The organism is Haloarchaeobius litoreus (assembly GCF_024495425.1).
Lineage (GTDB): Archaea > Halobacteriota > Halobacteria > Halobacteriales > Natrialbaceae > Haloarchaeobius > Haloarchaeobius litoreus.
The window spans coordinates 278,277-304,120 of sequence record NZ_JANHJR010000003.1 but is presented as its reverse complement, the minus strand read 5'-3'; the positions used below and the strand labels follow the sequence as shown (position 1 = coordinate 304,120).

28 protein-coding genes and 2 tRNA genes are annotated in these 25,844 nt (G+C 67.8%); 13 read left to right on the top strand and 17 right to left on the bottom strand.

Annotation, left to right across the window (positions count from 1 at the left end):
• Nucleotides 1-28: 28 nt before the first annotated feature.
• Nucleotides 29-2,203: an amino acid permease gene (locus NOW55_RS13995; RefSeq protein ID WP_256400733.1), complete on the bottom strand. Its 2,175-nt coding sequence runs from the start codon at nt 2,201-2,203 to the stop codon at nt 29-31.
• Complete coding sequence (locus tag NOW55_RS13990; protein ID WP_256400732.1) at nt 2,200-2,628, bottom strand: NAD-binding protein; 429 nt, start codon at nt 2,626-2,628, stop codon at nt 2,200-2,202. The genes NOW55_RS13995 and NOW55_RS13990 overlap by 4 nt, the downstream gene beginning before the upstream one ends.
• A gap of 233 nt (nt 2,629-2,861) precedes the next feature.
• On the opposite strand from NOW55_RS13990, the gene NOW55_RS13985 reads away from it, so the two are divergent.
• On the top strand, nt 2,862-3,359 hold the full coding sequence (locus NOW55_RS13985; RefSeq protein ID WP_256400731.1) for an Lrp/AsnC family transcriptional regulator: 498 nt from the start codon (nt 2,862-2,864) through the stop codon (nt 3,357-3,359).
• Nucleotides 3,360-3,424: 65 nt separating this feature from the next.
• On the opposite strand, the gene NOW55_RS13980 is transcribed toward NOW55_RS13985, so the two are convergent.
• The 4 genes from NOW55_RS13980 to NOW55_RS13965 all read right to left on the bottom strand — a co-directional run bounded on the left by NOW55_RS13980 (nt 3,425) and on the right by NOW55_RS13965 (nt 6,161).
• A complete protein-coding gene (locus tag NOW55_RS13980; RefSeq protein WP_256400730.1) occupies nt 3,425-3,796 on the bottom strand; it encodes an Hsp20/alpha crystallin family protein in 372 nt (123 codons plus the stop codon).
• A 215-nt stretch (nt 3,797-4,011) separates the two neighbouring features.
• Nucleotides 4,012-5,256, bottom strand: a complete 1,245-nt coding sequence (locus tag NOW55_RS13975; RefSeq protein ID WP_256400729.1) for an RNA-guided endonuclease InsQ/TnpB family protein — start codon at nt 5,254-5,256, stop codon at nt 4,012-4,014.
• A gap of 103 nt (nt 5,257-5,359) precedes the next feature.
• Nucleotides 5,360-5,431, bottom strand: a tRNA-Thr gene (locus NOW55_RS13970).
• Between the two features lie 55 nt (nt 5,432-5,486).
• Nucleotides 5,487-6,161, bottom strand: coding sequence for a DUF7114 family protein (locus NOW55_RS13965; protein ID WP_256400728.1), 675 nt, complete (start codon nt 6,159-6,161; stop codon nt 5,487-5,489).
• Nucleotides 6,162-6,220: 59 nt separating this feature from the next.
• Between NOW55_RS13965 and NOW55_RS13960 the strand changes: the two genes are divergently transcribed.
• From NOW55_RS13960 to NOW55_RS20820, 3 genes are all read left to right on the top strand, one after another.
• Nucleotides 6,221-6,910, top strand: a complete 690-nt coding sequence (locus NOW55_RS13960) for an enoyl-CoA hydratase/isomerase family protein (RefSeq protein WP_256400727.1) — start codon at nt 6,221-6,223, stop codon at nt 6,908-6,910.
• Between the two features lie 77 nt (nt 6,911-6,987).
• Complete coding sequence (locus NOW55_RS13955; RefSeq protein WP_256400726.1) at nt 6,988-7,644, top strand: SDR family oxidoreductase; 657 nt, start codon at nt 6,988-6,990, stop codon at nt 7,642-7,644.
• A gap of 58 nt (nt 7,645-7,702) precedes the next feature.
• Nucleotides 7,703-8,335 (top strand): MoaD/ThiS family protein, encoded by a 633-nt coding sequence (locus NOW55_RS20820; protein ID WP_256400725.1) that lies wholly within the window; start codon nt 7,703-7,705, stop codon nt 8,333-8,335.
• Here NOW55_RS20820 and NOW55_RS13945 read toward each other — a convergent pair whose 3' ends face one another.
• On the bottom strand, nt 8,336-9,133 hold the full coding sequence (locus tag NOW55_RS13945) for an NAD+ synthase (protein WP_256400724.1): 798 nt from the start codon (nt 9,131-9,133) through the stop codon (nt 8,336-8,338).
• A 183-nt stretch (nt 9,134-9,316) separates the two neighbouring features.
• Between NOW55_RS13945 and NOW55_RS13940 the strand changes: the two genes are divergently transcribed.
• The 3 genes from NOW55_RS13940 to NOW55_RS13930 all read left to right on the top strand — a co-directional run bounded on the left by NOW55_RS13940 (nt 9,317) and on the right by NOW55_RS13930 (nt 10,224).
• Nucleotides 9,317-9,387 (top strand) — tRNA-Gly (locus NOW55_RS13940).
• A gap of 395 nt (nt 9,388-9,782) precedes the next feature.
• On the top strand, nt 9,783-10,043 hold the full coding sequence (locus NOW55_RS13935; RefSeq protein ID WP_256400723.1) for a hypothetical protein: 261 nt from the start codon (nt 9,783-9,785) through the stop codon (nt 10,041-10,043).
• 1 nt (nt 10,044) lies between these two features.
• Complete coding sequence (locus NOW55_RS13930; RefSeq protein ID WP_256400722.1) at nt 10,045-10,224, top strand: hypothetical protein; 180 nt, start codon at nt 10,045-10,047, stop codon at nt 10,222-10,224.
• 97 nt (nt 10,225-10,321) lie between these two features.
• On the opposite strand, the gene NOW55_RS13925 is transcribed toward NOW55_RS13930, so the two are convergent.
• The 4 genes from NOW55_RS13925 to NOW55_RS13910 form a co-directional block, all read right to left on the bottom strand.
• Nucleotides 10,322-10,474, bottom strand: a complete 153-nt coding sequence (locus NOW55_RS13925) for a DUF7331 family protein (protein ID WP_256296383.1) — start codon at nt 10,472-10,474, stop codon at nt 10,322-10,324.
• A 63-nt stretch (nt 10,475-10,537) separates the two neighbouring features.
• A complete protein-coding gene (locus tag NOW55_RS13920; protein ID WP_256400721.1) occupies nt 10,538-10,816 on the bottom strand; it encodes a DUF7577 domain-containing protein in 279 nt (92 codons plus the stop codon).
• A gap of 57 nt (nt 10,817-10,873) precedes the next feature.
• Nucleotides 10,874-11,959, bottom strand: a complete 1,086-nt coding sequence (locus NOW55_RS13915; protein WP_256400720.1) for a PQQ-dependent sugar dehydrogenase — start codon at nt 11,957-11,959, stop codon at nt 10,874-10,876.
• A 35-nt stretch (nt 11,960-11,994) separates the two neighbouring features.
• Nucleotides 11,995-12,894 (bottom strand): acyltransferase, encoded by a 900-nt coding sequence (locus NOW55_RS13910; RefSeq protein WP_256400719.1) that lies wholly within the window; start codon nt 12,892-12,894, stop codon nt 11,995-11,997.
• A 298-nt stretch (nt 12,895-13,192) separates the two neighbouring features.
• Here NOW55_RS13910 and NOW55_RS13905 point away from each other — a divergent pair, with 298 nt between their 5' ends.
• Nucleotides 13,193-14,245 carry an aldo/keto reductase gene (locus NOW55_RS13905; RefSeq protein ID WP_256400718.1) on the top strand — a complete coding sequence of 351 codons (1,053 nt, stop codon included), beginning with the start codon at nt 13,193-13,195 and terminating at the stop codon, nt 14,243-14,245.
• Nucleotides 14,246-14,569: 324 nt separating this feature from the next.
• Here NOW55_RS13905 and NOW55_RS13900 read toward each other — a convergent pair whose 3' ends face one another.
• Entirely contained in the window at nt 14,570-16,075 is a 1,506-nt protein-coding gene (locus NOW55_RS13900; RefSeq protein ID WP_256400717.1) for a heme-binding protein, read from the bottom strand.
• 140 nt (nt 16,076-16,215) lie between these two features.
• Here NOW55_RS13900 and NOW55_RS13895 point away from each other — a divergent pair, with 140 nt between their 5' ends.
• Nucleotides 16,216-16,743, top strand: a complete 528-nt coding sequence (locus NOW55_RS13895) for a PadR family transcriptional regulator (protein WP_256400716.1) — start codon at nt 16,216-16,218, stop codon at nt 16,741-16,743.
• Nucleotides 16,744-17,048: 305 nt separating this feature from the next.
• On the opposite strand, the gene NOW55_RS13890 is transcribed toward NOW55_RS13895, so the two are convergent.
• From NOW55_RS13890 to pyrH, 4 genes are all read right to left on the bottom strand, one after another.
• Nucleotides 17,049-18,836: a site-2 protease family protein gene (locus NOW55_RS13890; protein WP_256400715.1), complete on the bottom strand. Its 1,788-nt coding sequence runs from the start codon at nt 18,834-18,836 to the stop codon at nt 17,049-17,051.
• Between the two features lie 94 nt (nt 18,837-18,930).
• Complete coding sequence (locus NOW55_RS13885) at nt 18,931-19,128, bottom strand: hypothetical protein (protein ID WP_256400714.1); 198 nt, start codon at nt 19,126-19,128, stop codon at nt 18,931-18,933.
• A gap of 23 nt (nt 19,129-19,151) precedes the next feature.
• Nucleotides 19,152-20,810, bottom strand: a complete 1,659-nt coding sequence (gene lysS, locus NOW55_RS13880; protein ID WP_256400713.1) for a lysine--tRNA ligase — start codon at nt 20,808-20,810, stop codon at nt 19,152-19,154.
• Between the two features lie 101 nt (nt 20,811-20,911).
• A complete protein-coding gene (gene pyrH, locus NOW55_RS13875; protein ID WP_256400712.1) occupies nt 20,912-21,628 on the bottom strand; it encodes a UMP kinase in 717 nt (238 codons plus the stop codon).
• Between the two features lie 90 nt (nt 21,629-21,718).
• On the opposite strand from pyrH, the gene NOW55_RS13870 reads away from it, so the two are divergent.
• The 4 genes from NOW55_RS13870 (at nt 21,719) to NOW55_RS13855 (ending at nt 25,637) form a co-directional block, all read left to right on the top strand.
• On the top strand, nt 21,719-22,549 hold the full coding sequence (locus NOW55_RS13870; RefSeq protein WP_256400711.1) for a molybdopterin synthase: 831 nt from the start codon (nt 21,719-21,721) through the stop codon (nt 22,547-22,549).
• A gap of 264 nt (nt 22,550-22,813) precedes the next feature.
• The gene (locus NOW55_RS13865) at nt 22,814-23,065 is read left to right on the top strand and encodes a DUF7123 family protein (protein ID WP_256400710.1); all 252 of its coding nucleotides are present in this window, start codon (nt 22,814-22,816) and stop codon (nt 23,063-23,065) included.
• Nucleotides 23,066-23,328: 263 nt separating this feature from the next.
• A complete protein-coding gene (locus NOW55_RS13860; protein WP_256400709.1) occupies nt 23,329-24,471 on the top strand; it encodes a site-2 protease family protein in 1,143 nt (380 codons plus the stop codon).
• 194 nt (nt 24,472-24,665) lie between these two features.
• Nucleotides 24,666-25,637, top strand: a complete 972-nt coding sequence (locus tag NOW55_RS13855; RefSeq protein ID WP_256400708.1) for a formyltetrahydrofolate deformylase — start codon at nt 24,666-24,668, stop codon at nt 25,635-25,637.
• Here NOW55_RS13855 and NOW55_RS13850 read toward each other — a convergent pair whose 3' ends face one another.
• Nucleotides 25,638-25,814, bottom strand: a complete 177-nt coding sequence (locus tag NOW55_RS13850; RefSeq protein WP_256400707.1) for a DUF7576 family protein — start codon at nt 25,812-25,814, stop codon at nt 25,638-25,640. It lies immediately after the preceding gene.
• Between the last annotated feature and the right edge of the window lie 30 nt (nt 25,815-25,844).

The window sequence follows — 25,844 nt, the reverse complement described above, 5'->3', positions numbered from 1 at the left end:
TGGCGTGCGGTCGACGACCCGTGCCGGCTCAGTACACCAGCCGTTCGAGCAGGCGGCGCAGGAGCCCGGGCCGCCCGGACTGCGTGGGGTAGACGGTGACGGTCGTACACTGCGGGCTCGGGAACGCCGGACGGTCGTCGAACAGCACGCTCCGGAGCCGGTGGTCGGCACCGCGACGGACGACCACGTCCGGGCGCGATTCGCGGCCACCGTCGGTGCGGACGGGTGTCGACTCGACCGGCACGGAGAGGAGCGACGACAGGTCGGACTGGTACGCCCCGACGGTGGCCCGGTACTGCTCGGGGGTGTCGCTGTCGACGGGGTACCAGAGCGAGATACGGCCGTCGTTGGCCCTGGCGACGGTCTCCGCGACCGAGACGGCGAGGGGGTCGTACGGGCCGACGCCCGCGAGGACGACGTGCTGGGGGCGGTCGTACCCGAGGTTGTCGACGAGCAGCACGTCACACGGCGCGTTGCGGACGACCCAGTCGATGGGGTCGCCGAACAGCCGGGAGCGGAGCCGGAGCGGCTCGTGCTCGGCGAGCACCGTGTCGACCCCGCGGTCGGCGGCGACGTTGACGATGGCGTGTTTCGTGTCGTGGCTGACGACCTCGTCGGCCTCGATGTCCACACCGAACTCGCCCGCGAGCTCCGTGACCCGCGTCTCGAACGAGAGGTCCGACGAGGACTGCACGGTCATCTCCTCGGTCAGCGGGGCCTGGTCCGGGACCTCCTCGAAGCGGACCGCGACCACTCGCCCGTCGTGTGGACGGACGAGGTCGGCAGCGAGCGCGACCAGCGAGCGCTCCCGGTCTGCACCGATGTCCTTCGTGAGGGCGACGAGCACCTCGTGGGTCGGCTCGGACGGGCCGTCCGCGACGTCGGTCAGTGCGGAGCGACTGACCTGCCGACGGATGGCGTCCTTCGCGGTCCCCTCCCGGTCGACCCGCGGTCGGACGTAGAGGAGGTACCAGCCGATGCTCGCGACCGTGATGACGACGGCCCCGACGAGCGCGACCGTCCCCATCTGGGTCAGCAGGGCGACGCCGGCGACGACTCCGAAGATCTGTACCCAGGGGTACAGCGGCGAGGTGAACTCGGGTTCGTACGTCGCCTCCCCCTCACGGAAGGCGATGACGGCGAGGTTGATGAGCGCGAACACGAGTATCTGGAACGCGCTCGCGAGCTTTGCGATCTCCAGGATCGGCACGAACGCGATGAGCACGAGGAGCACCGCTCCGGTGAGGGTGATGGAGGTCACGGGCGTTCCGAACCGCTCGCTGATGGACGAGAGCGACGGCGGTGCGAGTTTGTCCCGGCTCATCGCGAACGGGTAGCGCGACGAGGAGAGGATACCCGCGTTCGCGGTCGAGATGAGTGCGAGGATGGCGGCGAGGATGACGGCGAACACGCCGGCGGGCCCGAGCGTCTGCTCCGCCGCGACCGCGACGGGCGTGAGCGACCCGGCGACGCTGCCGGGGTCGGTCACCCCCACCAGCACGGCGACGATGGCGACGTACAGGACGGTCGTGAACGCGAGCGACCCGAGGATGCCCAGCGGGATGTTCCGGCCCGGGTCCTCGACCTCCTCGGCGACGCTCGCGACCTTCGTCACGCCCGCGTAGGAGACGAACACCAGCCCGGTCGCGGCGAGGAGCCCGCCGACGCCCGCGTCGAAGAAGTTCGCGTAGTTCGCCGACTGGACGGCGGGCGCGCTTCCGGCGGCGAACCAGCCGAGTGCGGCGAGCATCACGACGACGATGCCGAGCTGGAGCTGTCCGGTCTGCTTCGCGCCGACGACGTTCACCAGGATCAGGAGCGAGGCGAGCCCGAGCGCGACGGGCTTCAGCGGCAGGTCGAACAGCAACAGCAGGTAGGGCACCCCGCCAACGAGCGCGAGGGCTCCCTTGAACGAGAGCGAGAACCACGTTCCCACGCCCGCGATCGTGCCGAGCAGCGGGCCCATCCCACGCTCGATGTAGATGTACGTCCCGCCGGCCTCCGGCATCGCCGTCGCCATCTCCGACTTCGAGAGCGCCGCGGGAACGACGAGGATTCCGGCCAGGAGGTAGGCGACGATGACGAGCGGGCCCGCGATGCCCAGTGCCAGCGCCGGGAGGATGAAGATGCCGCTCCCGATCATCGCGCCGATGCTGATGGCGAGGACGGACGGCAGCCCGAGGTCCCGTTCGAGTTCCTTCATAACGCCTCCGTGACGCTGACCGAGAGGGCGGTCGTCGCACAGATCGACTCGTGGCCCGCGTCCTCGAGCAGACGGACCGTTTCGGGACTGTTCGCCAGGACGACGATCCGGTCCGGCTCCAGGTGGACCCGGACGAGCTGTGCCACGAGCAGGTTCCTCCCGTCGTCGTCGGTCGTCACCACGACCGTCGAGCCGGGCCCGATGCCGGTCTCGGTGAGCGCCCTGACGTCGGTGGGGTCGACGCTGTGGGACGGAACCACCGACGACTCGTGGGTGTCGTCGACGAAGCTGGCGGTGTGGCCTGCTTCCCCGAGGTATCTGGCGATCTGTTCTCCGACGTGACCGCCGCCGAGGACGTACCAGGCCTCGTCGGCACTGGCTGTCGATGGCTCGTCTCGGCCGCGTGTGTTCGAGGCATATCTCATGGTCAATCTCGGTGCTGGCCGGACGGAGTCCGTGCGGCCACACCTGACTGCGTACACCACTGTCGGAGACGGAACAGCATAAACTAGCCGATTTATTTGACGAACCGTCAAACAAAGCCGAATAAATATCCATTACTGTCTTCTAACTGGCGTTGCCCGGTCACGCCTCGTTCACGGGGCCGCGGCCGGAGCCAAACAATGAATACCTGGCTGGCCGAGGACACAGACAGTAGATGAAAGACGGAACACTCGACACTGTCGACAGACGCATCCTCTACCACCTCCAGCAGGACGCCAGGCACACCTCGTCGAGCGACATCGCCGAGCAGCTCGACATCTCGCCCAGCACCGTCCGGACCCGCCTCAACGCACTGGAGAAGAGCGGCGTCATCCGGGGCTACCACGTCGACATCGACTACGACCTCGCCGGCTACCCGCTCTACACGAAGATAATCTGCACCGCGCCGGTCCCCGACCGCGACAGGCTCGCGAACCGCGCCCGGGAGGTCGACGGCGTGACCGCAGTCCGCGAGATCATGACCGGCGAGCGGAACGTCTACGTCAACGCCATCGGGACGGACCACGACGACCTCAACCGGATCGCACAGGAACTCGACGAGCTCGGACTCAAGGTCGTCGACGAACAGCTCATCCGCGACGAGTACGTCTGTCAGTACCACGGCTTCCTCGACGACGACGGGGAGCCACCCGGGTCTGACTCCGACGCGTAATCGCGACGAGAATGAGGTCCGGAGCCCGTACCTCCCCGTCGAGGCCCCGGACGGTGCGGCTCCGGTCAGCTCTCGACCGGAATCTGCTTGCCGGTCGCGGTCGCGTCCGCGACGACCGGCAGCGTCACTTCGAGGATTCCGTTGTGGTACTCGGCCGTGATGTCGTCGTCCGCGACGGCCTTCGGGAACCGGAACCGGCGGTGGTACGTCTTGCGCTGGTTCCGGGCTTCGTCCGCCTGCTCGGCCGCGATATTCAGGACGCCCTCGTCCCACGCGACGGTGATCTCCTCGGGGTCGAACCCGGGGAGCTCGACGCGCAGGACGAACTCGTCCTCTTCCTCGTACAGTTCGTAGTCGTCACGACCGGTTCGGAACAGCTGGCTCGGGAAATCGAGGCTCTGCATCCACGAGTTCGGTGTACTCCTGGGCAGTGCCATTGCTGGTCACCTCGAATGCAGATAGTTCTATGTTCGCGGTTCGCAAAGAATTTTTCTGATGGTTCGTGACAGATTGGAAGTGTGATTGGTCGGTGCTGTGACGGAGTCCTCGTCGGGGTGGACGCTCTATCGGAACGAGCTGTCGCTTCCCATTGGGTGTCTCGCGAGAAAAGCCTAGGCCGGGATATCGACTGTCCACCCCCGCTTCGCTCAGTCTACAACTTCGCTTCCGATGGGGCGGACTCGTCCGTGAACTCGGCCTCGAACCCGTCGGGGTAGGCGGTGAATCCGCCGTTCGGCGTCACAGTTCCGGACTTCAGGGCGAGTCGACCGTCGCCCGTCCGCCGGGACGACTGGTGGCCCCTGCGGACGTACCGCATACCGATGTTCTTCGCTGCGTTGTAGTCCGCGTTCGCTGCCGCGCCACACTCCTGGCAGCGGAACTCGTCGCGCGAACGCCGGTTCTCGGCGGCCGTGAACCCGCACTCGACACAGCGTCGTGACGTGTTCGCTGGTTCGACCCGTTCGACCGCGATGCCGACCGCCTCCGCCTTGTAGGCGACGTACTCGGAGAGCGTTCGGAACGCCCAGCGGTGTCCCCACGCCGCACGGGTCTGGGTTCGAATCTCCGTGAGGTCTTCGAGAGCGATGACGTCGCAGTCGTACCGCCGTGCCTCTCCGACGATTTCGTTCGCTGCGTTGTGGAGCACGTCCCGGACGTACCGGAGCTGGCGTCCGCTCGCACGGTCGAGTGTCCGGTGGGCGCTCCGCGTGCCGGCCTGCTGGAGTCCGGCGCGTGTCCGCTCGAACTCACAGAGCCGATGGGTGAGTTCGCGGCCGTTCACGAAGCAGGCGGTGCTCGTGACGGCGAGGTTCTCGATACCGAGGTCGACCCCGAGGACCGTCCCGTCCTCGGCGGTCGTTTGCCCGGTATTCGGCCGTCGGAACCCGAGATGCAGGAAGTACGCGCCGTCACGCGCCTTGAGGGTGCTCTCGGTCAACTCCCATTCGTCGGTATCGAGGAACTGCCACTGGTAGCCGTCCCCGTCGTCCGGAAGCACGAGCGGACACCGGACACGGTCCTCGACCGTCGCCAGCGACACCGTCCCGTCGTCGAACAGGGTCATCGTCCGTGCGTCGTAGGTCACCGTCGGTGCGGTGAAGCGAGGTTTGCTGGTCTTCTTCCCCGTGCGCTGTCGTTCGACACAGCCGGTGATCGCGTCTGCTGCCTGGTGGGTCGCCAGCACGGCGTGCTGGCTCCCGAGACGTGTCTTCTCGCGAACAGCGTCGTACGCCAGCGGTTGCACATCCTGCTTCGTGTGGCATCGGTTCCAGGCCATCTCGGTCGCGAGCTGACAGCCACGCTTCCACTCGGCAATCGTCTCCTCCAGCGTTATGCGCTGCTCTCGCGTGACCGACAGTCTGGTTATCGCAGTCCGTCGCACGTAGGTCGCTGCCACAGTTTATTTCGTGGCCCTAACTGTGAAAACACTTCGGGTGTGGCGACTCCGATAACCCTACGGATACCGGCACGAGGAACCAAACCGACTCGGGGAAGAAGCAAGCCTGAGGCGGGATTTGAACCCGCGCTCTCGTCCTTACCAAGGACGCGCTTTACCGCTAAGCTACCCAGGCACCGAAGTGCATCCTATCGTTGCCCGGTGTAGTTTTAATGGGTTTCGATTCTGGCCTACGAATCCGTCGCCGACTGGCGGACGTGGTCGTCGGCCCTGCTGGCGGTCTCGTTGGCCGTCGCGCCGACGTTGAGGTCGGTCGCGGCGGGGAGTGCGTCGACCGCTGGCAGCGGCTCGCTCCCGTCCGTGGGCACGAGGCCGGTGAGCTGGGCGAACAGCTCTGTGGTGGGGGTGGCACCGACGGCGGTGGTGCCGGCGACGGCGGCGAGTTCGAACACGTCGCGTTCGAGGCTGGCGTCGAGGGCGGTCGTGTCGGCGTCGGGCTGCCGGCGGTCGGTCTGGTCGCGGCCGAAGTCGCGGACGGTGTCGACGGCCGTGACGGCGGCGTCGGTCCGCGCGAGTAGGTAGAAGCCGCGGGAGACGAGCACCGTGGCGGCCAGCGAGTCGAGGTTGGCCTGCGTGTGGTCGTCGTCGTGGGTCCAGGGCTCGTCGTGGGCGAGCGAGCGAGTGAGCCGGAGGCCGTCGTAGACGAGCTGCACGCCGGCGGCCCGGTCGACGACGCTCTCGACGTCGACGTCGTCGTCGCAGGCGCGGGCGCAGCGGAGCGTCACCACGCCGGGGGCCATCGGCGCGGCTGCCAGGCGGGTCGCGATGTCATCGCGGAGCCGGTCGGGGTAGATGTCAGCGAGCGCCTCCTGGGCGGCGCGCCTGCACGTTGCGGCCTCGTCCATTGCCGTCGACTAGCGGGGGGAAAGGCAAAGACCTTTGGAAAGCGAAGACTCGCCAAGGTATGATCGAGACGGCAGTCGACGGCGGGGTGACCCGGGTGATGCTCTCGCGACCGACCCGCCGGAACGCGTTCACCGAGGCGGGACTGCGAGCGTTGCGGTCGGCGGTGACCGGGGCGGAGACGCCGGTAGTGCTGCTCACCGGCGCTGGCGACGCGTTCTCTGCGGGAGCCGACCTGGCGGTCGTCGCGGGACTCGACCGCGAGGGGGCGCGCGAGTTCGCACGGCTGGGCCAGTCCGTCGCGACCGCCATCGAGGAGGCCGAGGCGGTGGTCGTCGCGGGCATCGACGGGCCGGCACGGGGCGGCGGCGTGGAGCTGGCGCTCGCCTGCGACGTCCGGGTCGCCACGCCGCGAGCGACGTTCGCCGAGACGGGCGTCTCCCTCGGGCTGTTCGGGGCGTGGGGCGGGACGGCTCGGCTCCCGCGGGTCGTCGGCGAGGGCGAGGCGATGGACCTCGCGCTGTCGGGTCGGACGGTCGACGCCGACGAGGCCCTGCGGATGGGGCTCGTCTCGCGCGTGGTCGACGAGCCGGCGGCGGTGGCAGCGGAGATCGCCGCGAACGACCCCGCCGCGCTGCCGGTGCTGAAGCGACGGATGCGCGACGACGCGGACCAGGCGGTCCAGCACGCCCGCGAGGCCGACGCGTTCGCCGACCTGGTCGAGCAGAACGCGTCCGACCTCTCGTGGTGACGGCACCAACCTGACACCTGTACTACCAAACCGCGCTTCAGCGAGCGCTTTTGGGCCCGTCGGCACTGGCTCTTCACATGACAGGAACCGCAGTGATCGCGGGTGTCGGACCGAAGATCGGCGAGGCGGTCGCACGCGAACTCCACGACGCTGGCTACGACGTGGGGCTGTTTGCCCGGACGGAGGCGTTCATCGAGGACCTGGCCGCGGACCTCGGAGCGGGTGCGCTCGCCGTTCCGACGGACGTGACCGACCAGGCGTCCGTCGAGGCGGGGATGGCCACGGTGCGGGAGACGTTCGGCCCCGTCTCGGCGCTGGTGCTGAACGCGACGGGCGGGGGCGGCCGCCCCGTCGGGCAGGCGAACGCGGACCGACTCCGTGCTATCTTCGACGTGCGCGTCGCCGGGTCGCTCACCTGCGTCAACGCCACCTTGTCGGACCTGCGCGAGACCGAGGGCACGGTAATATTCAGCGGGACGACGTACGCGGACTCGCTCGTCCCCGAGCAGCTAGAGTGGGGCGCGGTCGGCCCGGCGGCGCGGGGCCTCTCGAAATCGCTCGCGACGGCGCTCGACGACGTGCAGGTCACCTACGTCCGCATCGGGAGCCGGGTCGACCCTGTGGGCGAGGTCGATGACGACGCCCTGAGCGCTGCCGAGGTGGCGTCGACGTACCGCGGGCTGGTCGAGCGCGACGCCGCGGTCACGCGGGAGCTGGACCTGCGGCGACGGTAGTGCGTTTCGAGGGCGACGACACGGAAAATATGAGTACTCTCGGGTCCAGGTGGGGGATGTGCACGAGTGCGACTACTGTTCGGAGTCGTTCGAGGACGAGGAACCGTACCTCGAACACCTGCGGGACGAGCACGGCGATGACCTCGGCCCCATCGAGCAGCGACGGGTCGACGCGCTGGGCGGCGACGACGACGGGATACCGGGGTTGGTCTACGCCGCGGTCGCCGTCGTCGGCCTCGTCCTGCTCGGGGGTGTCGTCGTCGGCCTGCTCGGTGGTGGCGGCGGTGGTGGCAACGGGCAGCTGAACGACAGCGCGCCACAACAGCCGGTCGGGCTGGGAACCATCCACGAACACGGCGGGATGACCGTCACCATCGACGGGCGCACGCTCGACTTCAGTCAACCGCAGTACCAGGTCTCTCAGACGGGCGAGCGGTACTTCCACTACGAGAACGGCGACGGCTCGCGGTGGCACGTCCACGGCGACGGCGTCACGCTGGAGTACGCGCTGGAGGCGCTGGACATCGAGGCTGCGTCCGACGCGTTGGCCTTCGACGGGACGGTGTATCGGACCAGCGAGGGTGACACGGTCCGCTTCGTCGTCAACGGACAGCCGGTGGACCCGACGACGTACGAACTCCAGCAGGGCGATCAGGTGGAGGTCGTGGCGACGAGCAACTCGAGCGCCTGATTACAGGTCGGCCGGTTCGGGTGCGGGCGGCATCGACCGCTTGTGGGCGCTGTTCTCGTACAGTTCGCGGACAGTTCCGACGACGCTCTCCTCGACGCCGAGCTCGCGGGCCGTCGCGACGGTGGAGACCCCGCCCTCGATGTGCAGCGCGATGACCGCGTCGACGACGTCGTAGCCGACGCCCATCTCGTCCTCGTCGGTCTGGTCCGCCCAGAGCTCCGCCGTCGCGGGCTTCTCGGCGAGTTCCTCCGGTGCGCCGAGGTCGCGGGCGAGCTGGCGGACCTGCTGCTTGTAGCAGTTGCCGATGGGGTTGCAGTCGACGGCCTGGTCGCCGTACTTCGTGAAGTAGCCCGTCAGCGCCTCGGCCTTGTTCCCGGTGCCCAGCACCACGCGGTTCTCCTCGTTGGCGACGTAGTAGTTGAGGACGCCCCGCACGCGTGCAGCGGTGTTGCCCACGGCGACGGTGTCCTCCCGTGCGTCCGGGATCGAATCGACGATCTCGTCGACGATGCCGCCGATCTCGACCACGTCGTACTCGATGCCGAGGTCCTCGGCGACCCGTTCGGCGTCGCTCATGTTCGCCTCGCTGGAGACGCGCGAGGGGAGGACGAGCCCGTAGACGTGCTCGCGACCGAGCGCCTCGACGGCGAGGTAGGCGGTCGTCGTGCTGTCGACGCCACCCGAGAGCCCCAGGACGGCCCCGTCCGCCCCCGCGTCGTCGACGACGTCCTGGATGAAGCTCACGATGTGGGCACGCTGTGCGGCCAGTTCCTCGTCTCCGAACCGGAGGTCTATCATCGTGCATCGCTTGGGTGTACAGGACCAATAACGTTCCTCGCCCGTCGCTGGAACTGGACGAGCGTCCAGTCCGGCGAAACGCTACGTTCAAGTGGCATCGGGGGGAAGGAAGTGATGGAATCACTGCGAGTGAGCGCCGTTGGTCGACGGAGCGAAGCGATGTCGACCGCGGCGAGTGACCGAGCGCCGTTGGTCCAGTGGTAGGACAGTGGCTTCCCAAGCCACTAGCCCGGGTTCAATTCCCGGACGGCGCATGCTTGTCTCGAACGAAGTGAGAGACAGCATCGCCAACGGGAATTGAATCAGGGAGCGAGCGAAGCGAGCGACCGTGGTTCAATTCCCGGACGGCGCATGTTCTGCCGAGCGAACGACCGTGGCGGTCGCCACGAGAGGGGTGCCCCCGTCCGTGTTCTACAGGCCCCGATTGAACGCGAGAAACCTGTGGTTTCGAGCCTGTGGCGAACGGTCATCGGAATCGGTTCGAAATCACCCCGTAACAGCTTCCTGCCGCTCGGAATCCCGGGAGGGGACGACGAATTGAAGACGGCATTATCTGCCTCCGGTCGCTTACACCCGACAGTCCGTTGAGGTAATCGGTGGTTAGCTATGTCATCCGGTATCAATGTTATGGCCGGGGAGTTGGAAGGCCGTGAGTCAGAACGTACACTCCGATACTGGGGGTATCGATCCACCTGCGGCGGGTGAGACGCAGCAGACGGGGGAGTCACTCGTGTTCGACGTGCTCTCCGATTCGACCGTGACGGAGCGGTGGCCACAGCTCGCACGTGGCTACTCGGGGAACGATTTCGCGACCATCCGTGCCACCGTCGCGGTCGAGTGGGACGACATCGAGCACGAGGACCTCGACGTCGAGCCGGCGGACCTGCTCGACTGTGCGGAGGGGGACTGAGATGCGCTTCCCGACCATGGTTCGACTGGTGGTCGGTCTGGCGCTGTTCGCGCTGGCCGCACTCGGCCTCGCGTGGTCGTTCGAGGGGGCGATGTACGCGCTGGGCTCGGTCGGCATGCTCGCAGTCTGTCTGTTCACCGTCGCACTCGCGCTCGAACCGGAGCTCCGGGGCGCGTACTGATCCCACACCGGCGTCGTCCCACTGACGCCGTCGATCTCGGTGACGGGACAGCCGTGGCTCCGGAACGTGAGCGACGTAGAACCGGGGACTGGGTGGCCTACCGCGAGGGCGACGACCGATGGTCCGTCTGCTCGGTGATGGCGACGGTGGTGTCGGACTCGATCCAGGCGTCCAGGTTCTCCCGGTCGTAGATGATGAGTCCGTTGACCGTCTCGCGTCCGACGTACCGTTCGGAATCCGTGTCTTCCATTCGAGTCGATACAGGATTCCGCCGGGCTGGGCTTATGTTTGCTGGCCGGAATGGCCACAACACCTAAGCCCCGGACAGCGATTTCGCGCAGTTGCGGCAGTACCGGTAGCGCGAGTCGGGCTCGTTCGACGCGCCGCAGTGTGGACAGCGTCGACTGTCGGTCGCTCCGGTGTCGCGGACCGACGTGTTCGCCACGACCCGGTCGACGCCCGCGGGGTCACCACCGGCCGGGTCGGGCGTGGGGTCGTCGTCGACCTGCCGGCGGTAGTAGACGTACACGGCGAGCTGGAGGACGGCGAACACGACGAGGTAGCCGAGGGTCCAGTCCCAGACGTTCGCCATACTGTGACATTGTGTGTCACGGGACTTATAGCGTTCGACGGTGGCGGGTGGGGTGTGTCACGGCGGCCGAACGCGGTAGATCTCGTCGTCGGTGGGGTCCGGGTCGCCGCGACCGTCCTGATTGCTCGTCGTGAAGTAGAGGTGGTCGTCGGGCCCGGTGAACGTCGTCCGGATTCGGCCGAGGTCGCCGTACAACGTTCGCTGCTCGGGGTCGCCGTCGCCGAAGGTGACCTGTCGGAGATGCGTCCCCGTGAGCGCGCCGACGAAGAAACTGCCCCGCCAGCGGTCGATGGGACCGGTGTAGTGGGTGATGCTTCCGGGGCCGATGAGTGGGTCCTGCCACGAGAGCACGGGGTCGACGAACCGGTCGTCGTCGGCAGCCCCGGCGACCTCGGGCCAGCCGTAGTTGCCGCCGCGTTCCAGGCGGTTGAGCTCGTCGACCAGGTCGGGTGTGTTCTCGACGACGTAGACCGCGTCGTCGGCGAACGTGAGCCCGCGCGGGTTACGGTGGCCGTAGGTGTACACCGGGGAGTCGAACGGGTTGTCGGGATGTGCCTCGCCGTCCCGGGTGACCCGGAGCACCTTCCCGGCCAGCGAGACCCGAGACTGGGCGTTCTGGGGCTCGCCGGCGTCGCCCGTCGTGACCCAGAGCGCGCCCTCGGGGCCGAACGCGATCCGGCCCCCGTTGCTTACGGTGTTGCCCGGTATCCCGTCGAGGACGACCGAATCCACCGCGAACTGTCGGCTGGCGTCGAGCCGGAGCACCCGGTTCCGTAGGCCGTTCTCGCCGTCGTACGTCTGGTAGACGTAGAGGTCCGTCGGTTCGGTGGGGTCGAACGCCAGCCCGAGGAGGCCGGCCTGCCCGTAGGCGGCCGTGTCTCCAGTCAGGTCCCCGACCGGCCCGAGGTTGTTCCCGGTCGCCCTGACCACCCGGCCGGGGCGCTCCGTGACGAAGAGGCTCCCGGTTTCGGGGTGGAACGACGCACCCCACGGCGTCTGGAGCCGCATCCGCACGCGTTCGAGGCGCAGGGGAGCGTCCTCGTCGATCGGCGTCTGCTCGCCGTCACCGGGCGGATCGAGACAGCCGGCGACGCCGCTGGCGAGGCCAGCACCGACCGTGGCGAGGAGGCGACGACGCTTCATCACCCCGACCTTTCACACGACAGAGTAAAAACCTGTTACTTCGGGGGCGACAGGTCACGGCCGAACTCGTCGAAGGTGTCGAGGTCCTCGGGCAGTTCGTACGCGAGCTCGCGGTCGTCCCGGCGGTCGACGTTGGCGTCGTCGAGCGGTTCGGCGATCTCCTCCCAGCCGGGCTTGACGCGGACACTCTTAGCCGGCTGGCCGACGGCGACGTGGTGGTCGGGGACGTCGCTGCCGACGATGCTCTTCGCGCCGACGACGGCGTTCTCGCCGATGCGACAGCCCGCCCGGACCATCGAGTCGTAGGTGACGCGGGCGTCGTCCTCGACGATGGTGTGGTAGTTCGAGACCGCGGTCTGGTCGACGATGTCGTGGTCGTGGCTGTAGATGTGGGCGTCGTCGGAGATGGAGACGCGGTCGCCGATGGTCAGCTTCCCGCGGTCGTCGAGGTGGACGTCGTCGTGGACGACGACGTTGTCGCCGACGCTGATGTTGTGGCCGTAGGTGAACGAGATCCCTTTGAAGAACCGGCAGTTCTCCCCGCACTCCTCGAACAGATGACCAGCTAGCATCCGTCGGAAGCGCAGCGCGAACTCGACGTTGTCGGCCATCGGTGTGGCGTCGAACTGCCGCCAGAGCCACTGGAGGTGCTTCGAGCGGACGAACCGCTCCTCGTCCTTCTCGGCGTAGTACTCCGACTCCAGCGTGGTGTTGCACGGGTCGTAGCCCTGGAGGCGGACGCGCTCGGCCGGCGAGACCTCGGCGTCGTTCTGCCAGCGCTCGTACGCGTCGCGGTCCCCGTGCAGGTCGACCAGCGTCTCCTCGACGACCGTACAGGTGTCCTCGTCGGACGAGAGTCGCTCGTCGACCTCGTCGATGAACGCCCGAACACCGGCCTCCGCGTCAGCCGGGAGCGAGACGTGCCGTTTCGTCATGCCCGCCCATTCGGCGGGCAGCCGTATGGACCTTCTGTTGTCCGAACTCCGTGCATCACCGGGAGGGCGTCGGGGCGATACGGTCGCTCGACCCGATATCACGACCCGGTGGCGACGACCCGTGCGCCGAAGAAGCACTGGCAGTTCCCGGGGTTACGGTCGTCCTAACGCTCGTCCCCGCCGTCGCGCTCGTGTTCGCGTTCGACGCGGACCTGGTGGAGGCCGAGCCGAGGCGACCGTTCCCGCGCGCCGAGAACGAAACACACCCGCTAAGTGCCACCGTTCCCTAGCCGGGGATATGCAGTACCGCGAACTCGGTGACTCGGGCGTCGAGGTGTCGGAAATCGGCTTCGGCGCGTGGGTCGTCGGCACGGACTGGTGGGGCGACCGCACGGAGGAACAGGCGGTCGAGATGCTGCAGTACGCCCACGACCAGGGAATCACCTACTTCGACACCGGTGACGTGTACGGCCACGGCCGCAGCGAGGAGCTCGTCGGCGAGGCCCTCGGTGACCGTCGCGACGAGGTGACCGTCGCGACGAAGATCGGCTACGACTTCTACAACAACCCACAGGCCGGCCACGGCGAGCTCCCGAAGGAGATCACACCGGAGTGGATCCGCACAGCCACCGAGCGCAGCGTCGACCGCCTCGGCTTCGACCATATCGACGTGCTCCAGCTGCACAACGCGAACGTGGACGAGGTCGACGCGGACGTGCTCGAGGTCCTCGACGAGCTCCGCGAGGAGGGTCTCGTCGATGCCGTCGGCTGGGCGCTCGGGCCCTCCATCGGCTGGCTCGCCGAGGGCGACATGGCCATCGAACAGGAGTTCGACTCCCTCCAGCTCGTCTGGAACGTGCTCGAACAGGAGGTCGGCGGCCACTTCCTCGACACCATCGAGCGCACTGGTTCGTCGACGAGCCTCATCCCCCGTGTCCCGCACTCCTCCGGTCTGCTGAACGAGCAGGTCACGCCGGACACCGAACTGGACGACGACGACCACCGCTCCTACCGGCCCGACGAGTGGTACGAGACGGGCTGGGAGAAGGTCGAGGCGCTGCGGTTCCTGGAGCGAGACGGCGAGCGGACGATGTCCCAGGCCAGCATCCAGTGGCTACTCTCGCACAGCGAGGTCGCGACGGTCACGCCGACGTTCCGCACGACGGCGGACATCGACGAGTGGGCAGCCGCGAGCGAGGTGCCGCCGCTCACCGACGAGGAGGTCGCGCGCGTCGCCGACCTGTACGCCGACGACTTCGGTATCGACCGCGACGACGGGATGGACGTGCTCCGCTCGTCGGTCGGCGGCGATGACATCGACGCGGCGGACATCGACAAGCAGGCGACGTAGCTGCCGCTCGCTAATCGGTCCATTCCCCTCGAAAACGGGCGATTACCTTTCTGTATCGGGGTGCACGCTACTCCTGCTCTCGGTTCCGACGGCCGGACACCGTCGAGCGAGAGCGTGACCGATTCGGGTCCGCACGAACCCTCCGGCCGCGCAGGCTCCCCCCACTGGCGCGGCCGAAGGGTGGTCGTCGTGTTCACCGGGAACACGCTTCCGATACCCCTTTCTTTCCGGTGGAGTGTCCCCGACTGCGGGCGAATTCCCCTCGATATATTTCACTTTCACTCCGCAGTCTCGGCGACGGCTCCGTCGTCCCCGGCGTGCCGGTCAGGCCAGGAAGACGTGGCGCGGACGGTCCGCCAGCACGTCACGGCCCCAGTCGACCGTGTCCGAGAACGCGTCCGACCGGAAGAACGCCATGGCGTCGTCCTGGGACTCCCAGCGCGAGGCGATGAACATGTCGTTCTCGTCCTCGCGGTTGGCGAGCAGGTCCGTGGTGATGTGGCCCTCCATGTCGCCGAGGACCTCGCCGACGGTGTCGAACTTCTCGACGAAGTCCGCGCGCTTCTCCGGCTTCGTCGTGTAGAACATCCCCATCGTGCCCCAGGTGTCGGCGTCGGCGTCGTCGCCGGCCTGGCGGACGATGCCGGGCAGGTCCGAGAGGAAGCCGCTGGCGGTGTCGGCGGCGGACTGGGTCTGCCAGACGCTCGCGACTGCGGCGGGGGCGTCGCCCTCGGACTGGTACACGGCGGTCTTCACGTGGGAGTCGTAGTGCTCGAAGTTCGAACGCAGGCCCGCGACCTCGTCGAACAGCTCGTCGGGGTCGGCGTCGGAGTAGAGCACGACCGCGTAGACGTCCTCGCCGTGGGGCTGGCCGCCGTAGACGCCATCCTCCTCGAGTGCGGAGCGCACGTCCGCGCCGTGGTCGGTGGCCGGTCGTTCGGCCTCGTCGTCGTGGGGGGACGCGTCGCCTTCGCCGTGGTGGTTGCCGCCTTCACCGTGCGCGTCGCCGTGGTCGTGACCGGCCTCGCCGTGGTGATGGCCGCCTTCCTCGGCCGGGACCGCCTCGCCGGCCATGAACGCCGGGAGGTCGCTCGGCTCGAACCGCCGGCCCGTGTAGAACTGGCCGAACTCCGCGAACCGGGAGGTGGACGGGTCGAAGCGCATCTCGTACAGCAGCTCTTTCACGTCGGTCATGTCGTCGGCCCAGAGGGTGACGCCCCACTCGTGGTCGTCGAGGCCGACGCTGCCCGTGATCATCTGCTGGACCTTGCCGCCGTAGCCGCGGCCGATGTCGCCGTGGCTCGCCATGTGCTCGGCGCGCTCGTCGAACGGCATGTCGTACCAGTTGTCCTCGCCGGTCCGGCGCTTGGACATCGGGTAGAAGGAGACGTAGTCCATGGCCGGGATGTCCGGGTGGAGGCGCGACTGGATGTACTGCGCCAGCCCGGAGTCGTCGTCGACCTCGCCCTCGAAGTACTCCCGGGCGCGCTCGGTGTAGCCCGAGGCTTCGGTGACCGAGACGTACGAGCCCGTCTGCTCGGTGAAGCCCGCGTACTCCGTCGATTCGAAGCCGCGTTCGAGCTGGTCCAGCTCGTCCAGCGTCGGACGCAGGTGCAACACCATGAGGTCGGCCTTGTGGCCGAGGATGGAGTACACCGCCGTCCCGCCCGTCTCGGGGTCGCTGTGCGTGTCGAGGAACGCGATGCCCTCCCCGACGGCACGCTCGCGCGTCCGCTCCGGCGCGTCGCGCCACGCGTCCCAGTCCACGGTCCGGAAGTCGTGCAGTGCGTACCAGCCTTCCTCGGTCACCGGAGGTTCGCGTCGCTGCATGGCCGAGCGTTCGGAGAGGACCGGTAAGGACGTGTTGATTCGTCGCAGGTCGGGAGACGATGGCGTGACGCGACCGAGAAGCTGGCAAGCCATCCTCAGTATCGAAACCCTTTCACGTCCACCGCGGGTACCACGCGACAATGCGGAAAAGCGGTCCACCGAAGGGACTAATCGCCTATCTCGTGCTCGAACTGCTCGCGGAGAAACCGCGGTACGGGTACGAGATACTCAAGGAGATACGGGAGCTCAGCGGTGGCCACTGGGAGCCCTCCTACGGCTCGGTCTACCCCATCCTCTACAAGTTCGAGGACGAGGGCTGGGCCGAACGCATCGAGCGCGAGGACGAACCCGACCGCAAGTACTTCGAACTGACCGACGACGGGTTCGAGGAGCTCGACAGCCGCCGCGAGGACTCCGCGATGAAGGCCAAGGAGTTCGCCGACGTCATCCTCGGGTTCTACCACGTCTACGTCGCCTTCTCCTGCGACGACCGCTTCGAGGTGCCCGCCGTCGAGGGCGAGTGGCGCTTCGACGAGACGTTCTCCGCGTGGATCGTCGAGCAGATGATCCGCCACCACGAACACTACTACAGCGACGAGTTCGACCGCATCGACGCGACCCCCGATGAGTTCTACGGGGACCACGGCATCGACCTCGACGAGGAGTAACTGGCCATCGCAGTTTACGTCTAATGTAAACTTTCCTGCTGGCGATGTCGTCCAACCAGCCGACAGGCGCGCGGCTGTCTCGGAATCGCTTGCGATTCCGATGGCCAGTGAGAGCTTGCTCTCACGCTGGCGAGCGTGCCGAGCAGTGCGCGGTTCGGAGTGAGCGCTAGCGAGCGAGAACCGCGACTGCGAACGGGGAGCGTAGCCCGCCGGGGCCGCGTGGCTGTTCGTGGTTCGAGCGAGTTCCACGACCGCCGGGGTCACTGACGGGCAGGTACGCAGGCGCTAACGTCCGCGCACAGCCCTCAACCCGCTAAGAACTGCGGCCCGACGACCAGCACGACGAAGCTGAGGAACATCGTCACGCCGATGGTCGTCGTCACTGCACTCACACGCCGACGGGTGACCTCGACCGGCAGCCGCGAGAGCACGGCTTCGGTCGAGGTTCGGAGCAGGTGGCCGCCGTCGAGCGGGAACGCGGGGATGCAGTTGAACGCCCCGAGCTGGACGTTGATCCAGCCGGTCCAGAACAGCGCGTTCGCCAGCGCGAACAGGACGCCCGCGCCGAGGAACTCCAGCGGGCCGCTCGCGACGAAGAAGTTCGATATCTCGCCGATGAAGCCCGCGAAGTTGTACGGGAAGTCGCCGCCGGGCATCACGGCCGCGATGGGCAGGACGAGCACGAACAGCACCTTGCCGACGAACGACTGGGCGAACGAGTTGAGCATCGACTGGTCGCCGCCGCCCAGGATGGCGAGGTACGACTCGGCGGGGTAGTAGTTCAGCCCCACGTCGTCGACGGTCACCCCGCTGACGCCGCTGGCGAGGGGTGCGACGCCGAGGAAGCTGCTGCCGTCCTCCTGCGTGCCGAGGGTGACGTCGTAGCTGGCGCGCTCGCCGTCGTCGTAGAGGACGACCTCGACGGACTCACCGGGCTCGGCGGTGTCGATCGCCTCGCCGAGTTCGCTGTACGAGATGACGCGGGTGTCCCCGAACCGGGTGACGACGACGCTCTCGCCGGCCGGTGCGCCCTGTTCAGCCAGCGGCTCGCCCTCGATGGGCCGGAGGTAGGCTCCGGCGACGAACTCCTTCGTCTCGCCGTCCTTCGTCGTCACCGCCACCGGGCCCGGGGAGGCACGGACCGCGTCCTCGAAGCCTGGTGTGGTGGAGACAGCCGTCCCGTTCACCGCAGTTATCGTATCGCCCGCGGAGAGGTTGGCCGGGCCGTCGGTCAGCGCACCCGTCACGAGCACGCTGCGGTTCATCGTCACCGTCCGGTCGCCGTTCACCTCCAGTTCGAGCCGGCTGGCGTTCTGCTCGTCGACGAGTTCCTGGAAGTGGCTGTTGTTCTCGACGGGTGTCCCGTCGGCCGCCGTGATGCGGTCACCGCCGTCGATGCCGGCGTCGGCTGCCGCCGAGCCGGGGAGCGCGCCGCCGACGAGCGCGCCGCTCGCGACGCCGATGGAGCCCGCGACCGGCCCGAACAGCAGCGCGAACGCGACCACGGTGATGGCGAAGTTGTTCGTCACGCCGGCGGCGAACATCCGCGACTGCGCGCCGCGGGAGGCCTTCCGGCGGTTCTCCTCGTTCGGCTCGACGAACGCCGCGACCGGCAGCACCGCGAGCAGGCCGATGCCCATCGACTCGATCTCGATGTCCTCGACGCGGCAGAGCAGGCCGTGGCCGCCCTCGTGGACGACCAGCCCGACGAGCAGCCCGAACAGGATGCCCGGTGCTGCCGCCACCGGCAGGAAGTCGTTCACGCCCGGGATGACCAGCACGTTGCGGGGCTGGTTCACCGCGCTCGGTGCCGGCGGGTTCTGTATCGTCAGGATCGCGCCCTGGAGGAGGAAGAGGAACGCGCCGAACATCACCACGAGGGCGATGCCGAGGCCGATGTTCGACCAGGCACGCCAGAACCGCTTCGGTTGGGCCAGCCAGTTCAGGAACTTCCGCCCGCGCTTCGTGTGCACCAGCAGGATCGGTCCCTGCGTCGAGACGTACGACGGGAGGAGGTCCTCCTTCTTGGCCGCCCAGACCAGCATCCAGTAGAGGACGAAGCCGGCGATACCCAGCCACAGGGTGGAGACCATTGCGAGATACTGAGGGAGGAACGGGGAAATGCGTTTGGTTTGGCGGTGTTCGTCGGCTGACGGGTCGTGGTTCCGTGGGTCGAACTCGGCCCGTTCAGAACCTGTCGAGGGCCATGTAGAGACCAACTGCCGTCGCCCCGCCGAGGAGGAGCGCCAACGGGAGGCCGAGCGTGCCGAGCCCGAGCAGCAGTGGTGCGTACATGGCGAACGTCACGGCGACGAGCACCCCGACGAGTGCGAAGCCGAGGCCGTTTACGACATCGAGCCAGGAGACCGACCGGTTCTTTGTCATTGTGTGACAGCTTACGTCTGGGCTCAGCGTTCCCGCCGCAGTCGCGCGACGACGAAGTCGCGGTCGAGCTTCCCGAGGAATGTGCCGAGCTGTGGCCCCTGCTCCTCGTCGAAGAAGAGGCGGTAGCCGGCGGTGAACAGGCCGCCGATGTCCATGTCGTTGCGCTTGGCCGTCTCGTAGATCTCGCCCTGGATGGCGTCGCCGTCGTGGCCCTCGGCGACGAAGTCTGCGAGTTCGTCCAGCGCGTCCTCGGTCGCGGGTTCGAGGTCGACGTCGGGCAGCTCGGCCCGCTTGAGCTCGTAGTTGAACTCGTTGTCCGTGCGCCGCGCCCAGTTCCGGGCGCGCTCGACGCGGGCGAGGGCGGCCTCGACGGTCTCCTCGTCGGCGTCCTCGGGGATGTGGCCCTCCTTGCGGGCGACCTGCTCGCGGAGGTCCGGGTCGTCGAACATCCCGAGGACGGCGGCGAACGTGAACGGGAGCCGGATCCGGTCCGGGTCGACCGCCTCGACGACGAAGGGGTAGACGCGCTCGGCCCGGGCGGTCTCGTCCTCGGTGCCCTCGACCTCGCCGAAGTAGAGCCTCTCGAAGCGGTCGAACTCGTCGACGAGCTGGTCGAGGCGCTCGATGGAGAAGTCCCGCGCCTTCTTCGGGTTCTTCGCGAAGAAGAACCGGACGACCTCGGGTTCGAGGAGTTCGAGCACGTCCTCGACGAGGACGACGTGGCCCTCGGAGGAGGAGAACGACTTCCCGTCGAGGGTGAACCACTCGTACACCATCGGGACCGGCGGGGTGTCCCCGAGGACGTTCCGGGCGATGTCGTCGCCGGACGGCCAGGAGCCCTCGGCGTGGTCCTTCCCGAAGGGCTCGAAGTCGACGCCGAGGACGCGCCACTGCGCGGGCCACTCGAAGCGCCAGGGGAGCTTGCCCTCGCGCAGGGTGGCGGTGCCCTCGTGGCCGCAGCCGGAGACGACGTTGTCGCCGGCCTCCATGTCGGTGCAGACGTAGTCCACCTCGCCGTCGTCGGGGCGGACGTCGGTGATGGTCTCGGTGACCTTGCCGCACTCGCCGCAGATGGGGTTGAACGGGACGTAGTCGGCGTCGACCTTGTCCTGGTACTTCGCGAGGACGGTCCGGGCCGTCTCGCGGTTCTCCAGCAGGAAGCGGGTCACGTCCTCGAACGAGCCGTCCTCGTACAGCTCGGTGTTCGAGACGAGTTCGATGGGGACGCCGAGGGCGTCGGCGCTGGACTGGATGAGCGCGGAGAAGTGCGCGCCGTAGGAGTCACAGCAGTCGAACGGGTCGGGGATGTCGGTGTAGGGCTTGCCCAGGTTCCGCCCGAGCGCGCCGGCGTTCACGTCGCCGAGGTCGACGAGCTCGCCGTCCAGGTTCGCCAGCTTCCGGGGGAGCTTCCGGAGCGGGTCGCGGTCGTCGGCGGTGAACACCTGCCGGACCTCGTGGCCGCGCTCGCGGAGCACCGCAGCGACGAAGAACCCCCGCATCACCTCGTTCATGTTGCCGAAGTGCGGGACCCCGGAGGGCGAGATGCCGCCCTTGATGACGATCGGCTCGTCGGGCTCTCTGGCTTCGATGGCGTCGGCGATCTGGTCGGCCCAGAAGACGTGTCGTCGCTCGTCGTCGTCCGCCTGGAGGGTGTACGGACTGGTCGCCTCGTCGACGCTCACCGGGCGCTCACCCCGGCGTCTGTCCTCACAGCGCGTGTCGATTGCATGACTGTGGCTACCCGATTGGCGTGCTTAAGGGTTGTCAAGCAGAAGCAGCGGGGCTACTCGGCCCAGTAGGTGAGCTCGTTGCCGGTCCCCTCGGGGATGATGTCGGTGCCGTCGTGTTCGCCGTAGCGGACCGCGGTGAGGACGCGCTCGGGGTCGTTGCCGTCGAGGACGATGGTCCGCATCCCGGAGCGCTGGATGACCTTCGCGGCGAGGAGGTCGACCGGGGCGGAGAGGCCGGCGTTCATCTCCAGACCGGCGATCACGTCGACGAGTTCGCTCGCCGTCAGCTCCTCGTAGCGTTCGGCGTCGTCGTCCTCGGCGGGGTCGGCGGAGAAGACACCGGGGACGGAGGTCGCGTACACGAGCAGGTCCGCGCCGACGTACTCCGCGAGCGCGGCACTCACCGCGTCGGTGGTCTGTGCGGGGGCGACACCGCCCATGACGACGACGTCGCCGTTGCGCATCACTTCACCGGCAGCTTCGTAGTTCTTCGCGGGCGCGGTGACGACGTTCTCGCCGAGCGCGGAGATGAGCAGACGGGCGTTCAGGCGGGTGACGTCGATGCCGATCTGGTCAAGTTCGATCTCGTTGGCCCCGAGGTCTCGGGCGGTGCTGATGTAGTCACGTGCGACGCCACCGCCGCCGACGACGGCGGCGACCTGGCATCCGTCCGCGACGAGTTCGTTGACAACGTCCGCGTACGCGGTGACCCGGTCGGGGTCGAGTTCCGGCGCGAGGACGCTGCCGCCGACGGAGACGACTACCTTCATGCTACCGGCCAGTAGCCGACTGCGTCTCTTAAGGATTGCCAAGTACCCGTCGGCGACACCTACAAGCGACTCCCGACTGACCAGTCCGGTATGCACGTACTCGCAGTGGTCGGACCCGACGACGCGGGACGAGCCGACCTCGTCGACCAGTTCGTCGACGCGTTCGCGGCCGACGGTCCGGTCGCGGTCGTGACCGGCGACGACGACCCGGTCCTCGACTCCGGCGGGCTGTCCAGACACGCGGACGACCGGGTCCGAACCGGCGTCTCGGTCGGTGCCGACGGCTGGGTCGCCGCCGGCACCGACCGCACGCCCGGCGAGGTCGTCGACGACCTCGCGCCGACGCACGACTACTGCATCCTCGACGACGTGCGCGAGGCGACGGTGCCCGGAGTCGTCCTCGGCGGGGTGGACTACGGGGGCGACGCGTTGGCGAGGGGAGAGACCGCGAGCGCCGTGGACGTCGATGCGACGGTCACTGCACTCCACGACCGGCTCCCCCGCGAGACGCTCGAATCGCTGGTGGAGCGCGCGAAGCGGGCTCCCGGAGCGGAGCTGTCGGGGGCGGTCGCCACGTTCACGGGCCGGGTCAGGTCGCGGGACGACCCGGACGACGAGCGCACGACTCACCTGGAGTTCGAGACGTACGAGAGCGTCGCCGAGGAGCGCATGCGGACCATCGAGGCCGAACTCGAGGAGCGCGAGGGCGTCCACGAGGTCGTCATGCACCACCGGACGGGTGTCGTCGCCGCGGGCGAGGACATCGTGTTCGTCGTCGTCCTCGCCGGCCATCGACCGGAGGCGTTCGCGACAGTCTCGGACGGAATCGACCGCCTGAAGGACGAGGTTCCCATCTTCAAGAAGGAGTCGACGACCGACGGCGAGTTCTGGGTCCACGAGCGAGAACCGGGCGGTGAATGAACGCGCCTGACACGTCTCGACGGTTATTTTCACGGGTCAGGCGTGGAAAGCTGTTTTCTGACGCGCGTCAGACGACAACCAGATTCAAAGGGTTAGTGGCGGTTTTAAAAGTTCTAACGTCCTCTGGTGGCTCTATTTCTGGTCCAAGAACTCGCGTGAAACGTCCGCTTACCCCGATTTTACTCGAAATATATCAAAACAGCCCGAAGCAACTGCCCTTTATAACCTATCCCAGTGGCTTGGGGTGGATGAGGCGAACGCAACATGAGCGCTACACAGAACCCCTCCGCTGACAGTACGCCCGCCAACAAGGAGACGCACCTGCAGGAGTACCTGCGGGAGAAGGCGACCGACGGCGAGATGTACTTCAAGTCGAAGTTCATCGCGGACGACGTCGGCCTCTCCCCGAAGGAGATCGGTGCCCTCATGGTCAAGCTCAAGGACTCGGCCACCGACCTCGAGATCGAGAAGTGGTCGTACACGAGCGCGACGACCTGGCGGGTCGAGCCCGTCTAGGCCCTGGAACGGTCCCCCACCCTGGCATCCCACACCAGCGACCCACTACCACACCAGCGACCCACTACCACACCAGCGACCAACCACCACACCGCTCGACTACACCGCTCCACCACCCCGAACCCACCACCATCCGAATCCCACGCTGGGATTCACACGGGGCCCCGACGCGTCGGCCCACTGGTCCCCGACGCCTCACCCGCCACGTGCGACCCATCGTGCCGCCGTGGCTTTTTACGACGTGACGACTAACCCACTCGCACATGGCCGCCGATGAGCCGCCGTCACAGTCCGTTCCGGAGGCAGGTCCCCCACCCTCCGCCCTCGCCGACGAGTTCTACGTCGAGGACGTGCGACGAGACGGTGAGACGATCTATTACTACGGCACGCCGCTTCGAACCCCGGAGATGACCATGCGGAACGTCTGGGGTGCGTTCCACGAGGCCGGCTACGATGCGGAGCTGACGACCTCTGCAGGCCGGTACGTCATCGTCGCCGAACCGACGAGCCACGGCCCCGACGGGATTCCGTGGACGAACGTCCTGCTGTTCCTCGCGACGGTCGTCTCGACGCTGTACGTGGGTGCCCGGTGGTTCTACGTCGACCCCGTCGCACACCCGGTCGAGGCGGTGCTGACGGCGTGGCCCTTTTCCGCCGCCGTCCTGTTCGTCCTCGGCACGCACGAGCTCGGCCACTACGTGATGAGCCGGTACCACGACGTGGACGCCTCGCTGCCGTACTTCCTGCCGTTCCCGACGCTCATCGGGACGATGGGCGCGGTAATCCGGATGCGCGGCCGCATGCCCGACCGGAAGGCGCTGTTCGACATCGGCGCGGCGGGTCCGCTGGCGGGACTGGTCGCGACGGTTCTCGTCACCGTCGTCGGGCTGTACCTGCCCCCGGTCGTCGCACCGGAGAGCTTCGCTGCCAGCCCCGACGCCGTCACCATCCGCCTGAGCTTCCCGCCGCTCATCGAGGGAATCGCCCTCCTGACGGGACAGAAGCTCTCGTACGCGGACCCGACCGTGAACGCTCACCCGGTCGTCATCGGCGCGTGGGCCGGCGCGTTCATCACCCTGCTGAACCTCATCCCCGTCGGTCAGCTCGACGGCGGGCACATCATGCGGGCGATGTTCGGTGATGCCCACGACACCGTGGCGACGCTCGTCCCCATCGGGCTGTTCTCGCTCGCGGGGTACCTGCATTTCATCGAGCACATCGCGTGGGACTCGGTGTTCATCTGGGTCTTCTGGGGCGGCTTCGCCGCGTTCATCGCCGCCGCGGGTTCCGCGACACCGGTCAGCGACGCGGAGAAGCTCGGCCGCGGCCGGATGGCGCTCGGCGTGTTGACGTTCGTGCTCGGCCTGCTCTGCTTCATGCCGGTGCCGGTCGCCATCGTCGGCTGACCCCGAAAGTTTACAAATATCGTAAACCCCGCAGCCGCATCGACGACCGGCACTCTCGACTCGCCTTCGTCCCGGCCGAGCTCCGCCACGACGCGTTCTAACACGACCCATTGCGCGGATGCGAACGCTTTTGCACGCCGACGGCCTGAGCGGAGAGTGATGTCTCCGACGACCAGTGACCGGAGGTGGTACCGATGACGACAGAGCTTACCGAAATCACGGTGGTCGGAGGAGACAAGACCGGACTCATCGCACGCGTCACCAGCCTCCTGTTCGAGCGCGGCATCAACGTCGAGGACCTGGACCAGGCCGTCCGGGACGACATCTTCCGGATGACCCTGCACGCGGACACCTCGGAGATGGTGTGCAAGGCGGAGACGCTGCGTGACGACCTGCACGACCTCGGCGACGAGCTGGGCGTCGACGTCCAGGTTCGGTTCCCCGCCGACCGCGAGACCCAGCAGATCGCCGTCCTCGCCACCAAGGAGAGCCACTGCCTCGAACGCCTGTTCCAGGCCTGGGCCAGCGGCGACCTGGGCGCGGACATCTCGGTGGTCATCGCGAACCACGACGACCTCGAACCGCTCGCACGGAAGTACGAGGTGCCGTTCCACGACGTGGGCGACGAGAAGGGCACGCCAGACGAGGGCGAGATACTCGAACTGCTCGGCGAGTACGACGCCGACCTCATCGTCCTCGCGCGGTACATGCGGATCCTCAGCCCCGACGTCGTGTTCCGCTTCGAGGACCGCATCATCAACATCCATCCGAGCCTGCTGCCTTCCTTCCCCGGCGCGAAGGCCTACCGGCAGGCGCTGGAGGAGGGCGTCCGCATCGCCGGTGTGACGGCCCACTACGTGACGACGGACCTCGACCAGGGACCCATCATCACCCAGCGGGCGTTCGACGTGCCCGACGACGCCGACATCGCGACGATGAAGGAGCGCGGGCAGCCCCTGGAGGCGGACGCGCTGCTGGAGGCGGTGCGGCTGCACCTCAACGGCGACGTCTCCGTCCACCGCGGTCGGACGCGGCTCAGAGAGGAGAGCGAGCGCTACCAGCTCGGGCTCTCCAGAGAGGCGCGCGACGCGAACCCCGACCGGCCCGTCGACGGACTCGGCGAGATCGTCGCCGGGTCGGCTGGTGAGGAGTCCGCGGACGACTGATTAGCCGTCCCATTCTTCGAGACAGTCGTCGTCACAGAAGTGGCGATGCTCGACGTTGCTGTCCTCGACCCACGAGCGCACCCGGTGGTCGTCGCCGGTGACGGCCGCGCCGCAGACGGCACAGGCCGGGGCGTCCTCGGGGTCCACGTCGCCGATGTCCGATGTCGGGTCGACCATGCTCCCCCTTCGCACGCCGAGGGGGTCAAC

Coding starts and splice junctions, on each gene's coding strand:
- NOW55_RS13955 (WP_256400726.1), top strand. CDS start 6,988: ATGACAGGAACCGCAGTGATCGCGGGTGTCGGACCGAAGATCGGCGAG.
- NOW55_RS13920 (WP_256400721.1), bottom strand. CDS start 10,816: ATGGCGAACGTCTGGGACTGGACCCTCGGCTACCTCGTCGTGTTCGCC.
- NOW55_RS13960 (WP_256400727.1), top strand. CDS start 6,221: ATGATCGAGACGGCAGTCGACGGCGGGGTGACCCGGGTGATGCTCTCG.
- NOW55_RS13890 (WP_256400715.1), bottom strand. CDS start 18,836: ATGGTCTCCACCCTGTGGCTGGGTATCGCCGGCTTCGTCCTCTACTGG.
- NOW55_RS13895 (WP_256400716.1), top strand. CDS start 16,216: ATGCGGAAAAGCGGTCCACCGAAGGGACTAATCGCCTATCTCGTGCTC.
- NOW55_RS13850 (WP_256400707.1), bottom strand. CDS start 25,814: ATGGTCGACCCGACATCGGACATCGGCGACGTGGACCCCGAGGACGCC.
- NOW55_RS13980 (WP_256400730.1), bottom strand. CDS start 3,796: ATGGCACTGCCCAGGAGTACACCGAACTCGTGGATGCAGAGCCTCGAT.
- NOW55_RS13965 (WP_256400728.1), bottom strand. CDS start 6,161: ATGGACGAGGCCGCAACGTGCAGGCGCGCCGCCCAGGAGGCGCTCGCT.
- NOW55_RS13945 (WP_256400724.1), bottom strand. CDS start 9,133: ATGATAGACCTCCGGTTCGGAGACGAGGAACTGGCCGCACAGCGTGCC.
- NOW55_RS13865 (WP_256400710.1), top strand. CDS start 22,814: ATGAGCGCTACACAGAACCCCTCCGCTGACAGTACGCCCGCCAACAAG.
- NOW55_RS13925 (WP_256296383.1), bottom strand. CDS start 10,474: ATGGAAGACACGGATTCCGAACGGTACGTCGGACGCGAGACGGTCAAC.
- NOW55_RS13915 (WP_256400720.1), bottom strand. CDS start 11,959: ATGAAGCGTCGTCGCCTCCTCGCCACGGTCGGTGCTGGCCTCGCCAGC.
- NOW55_RS13900 (WP_256400717.1), bottom strand. CDS start 16,075: ATGCAGCGACGCGAACCTCCGGTGACCGAGGAAGGCTGGTACGCACTG.
- NOW55_RS13905 (WP_256400718.1), top strand. CDS start 13,193: ATGCAGTACCGCGAACTCGGTGACTCGGGCGTCGAGGTGTCGGAAATC.
- NOW55_RS13985 (WP_256400731.1), top strand. CDS start 2,862: ATGAAAGACGGAACACTCGACACTGTCGACAGACGCATCCTCTACCAC.
- NOW55_RS13930 (WP_256400722.1), top strand. CDS start 10,045: ATGCGCTTCCCGACCATGGTTCGACTGGTGGTCGGTCTGGCGCTGTTC.
- NOW55_RS13910 (WP_256400719.1), bottom strand. CDS start 12,894: ATGACGAAACGGCACGTCTCGCTCCCGGCTGACGCGGAGGCCGGTGTT.
- NOW55_RS13885 (WP_256400714.1), bottom strand. CDS start 19,128: ATGACAAAGAACCGGTCGGTCTCCTGGCTCGATGTCGTAAACGGCCTC.
- NOW55_RS13995 (WP_256400733.1), bottom strand. CDS start 2,203: ATGAAGGAACTCGAACGGGACCTCGGGCTGCCGTCCGTCCTCGCCATC.
- NOW55_RS13990 (WP_256400732.1), bottom strand. CDS start 2,628: ATGAGATATGCCTCGAACACACGCGGCCGAGACGAGCCATCGACAGCC.
- pyrH (WP_256400712.1), bottom strand. CDS start 21,628: ATGAAGGTAGTCGTCTCCGTCGGCGGCAGCGTCCTCGCGCCGGAACTC.
- NOW55_RS13870 (WP_256400711.1), top strand. CDS start 21,719: ATGCACGTACTCGCAGTGGTCGGACCCGACGACGCGGGACGAGCCGAC.
- NOW55_RS13860 (WP_256400709.1), top strand. CDS start 23,329: ATGGCCGCCGATGAGCCGCCGTCACAGTCCGTTCCGGAGGCAGGTCCC.
- NOW55_RS13855 (WP_256400708.1), top strand. CDS start 24,666: ATGACGACAGAGCTTACCGAAATCACGGTGGTCGGAGGAGACAAGACC.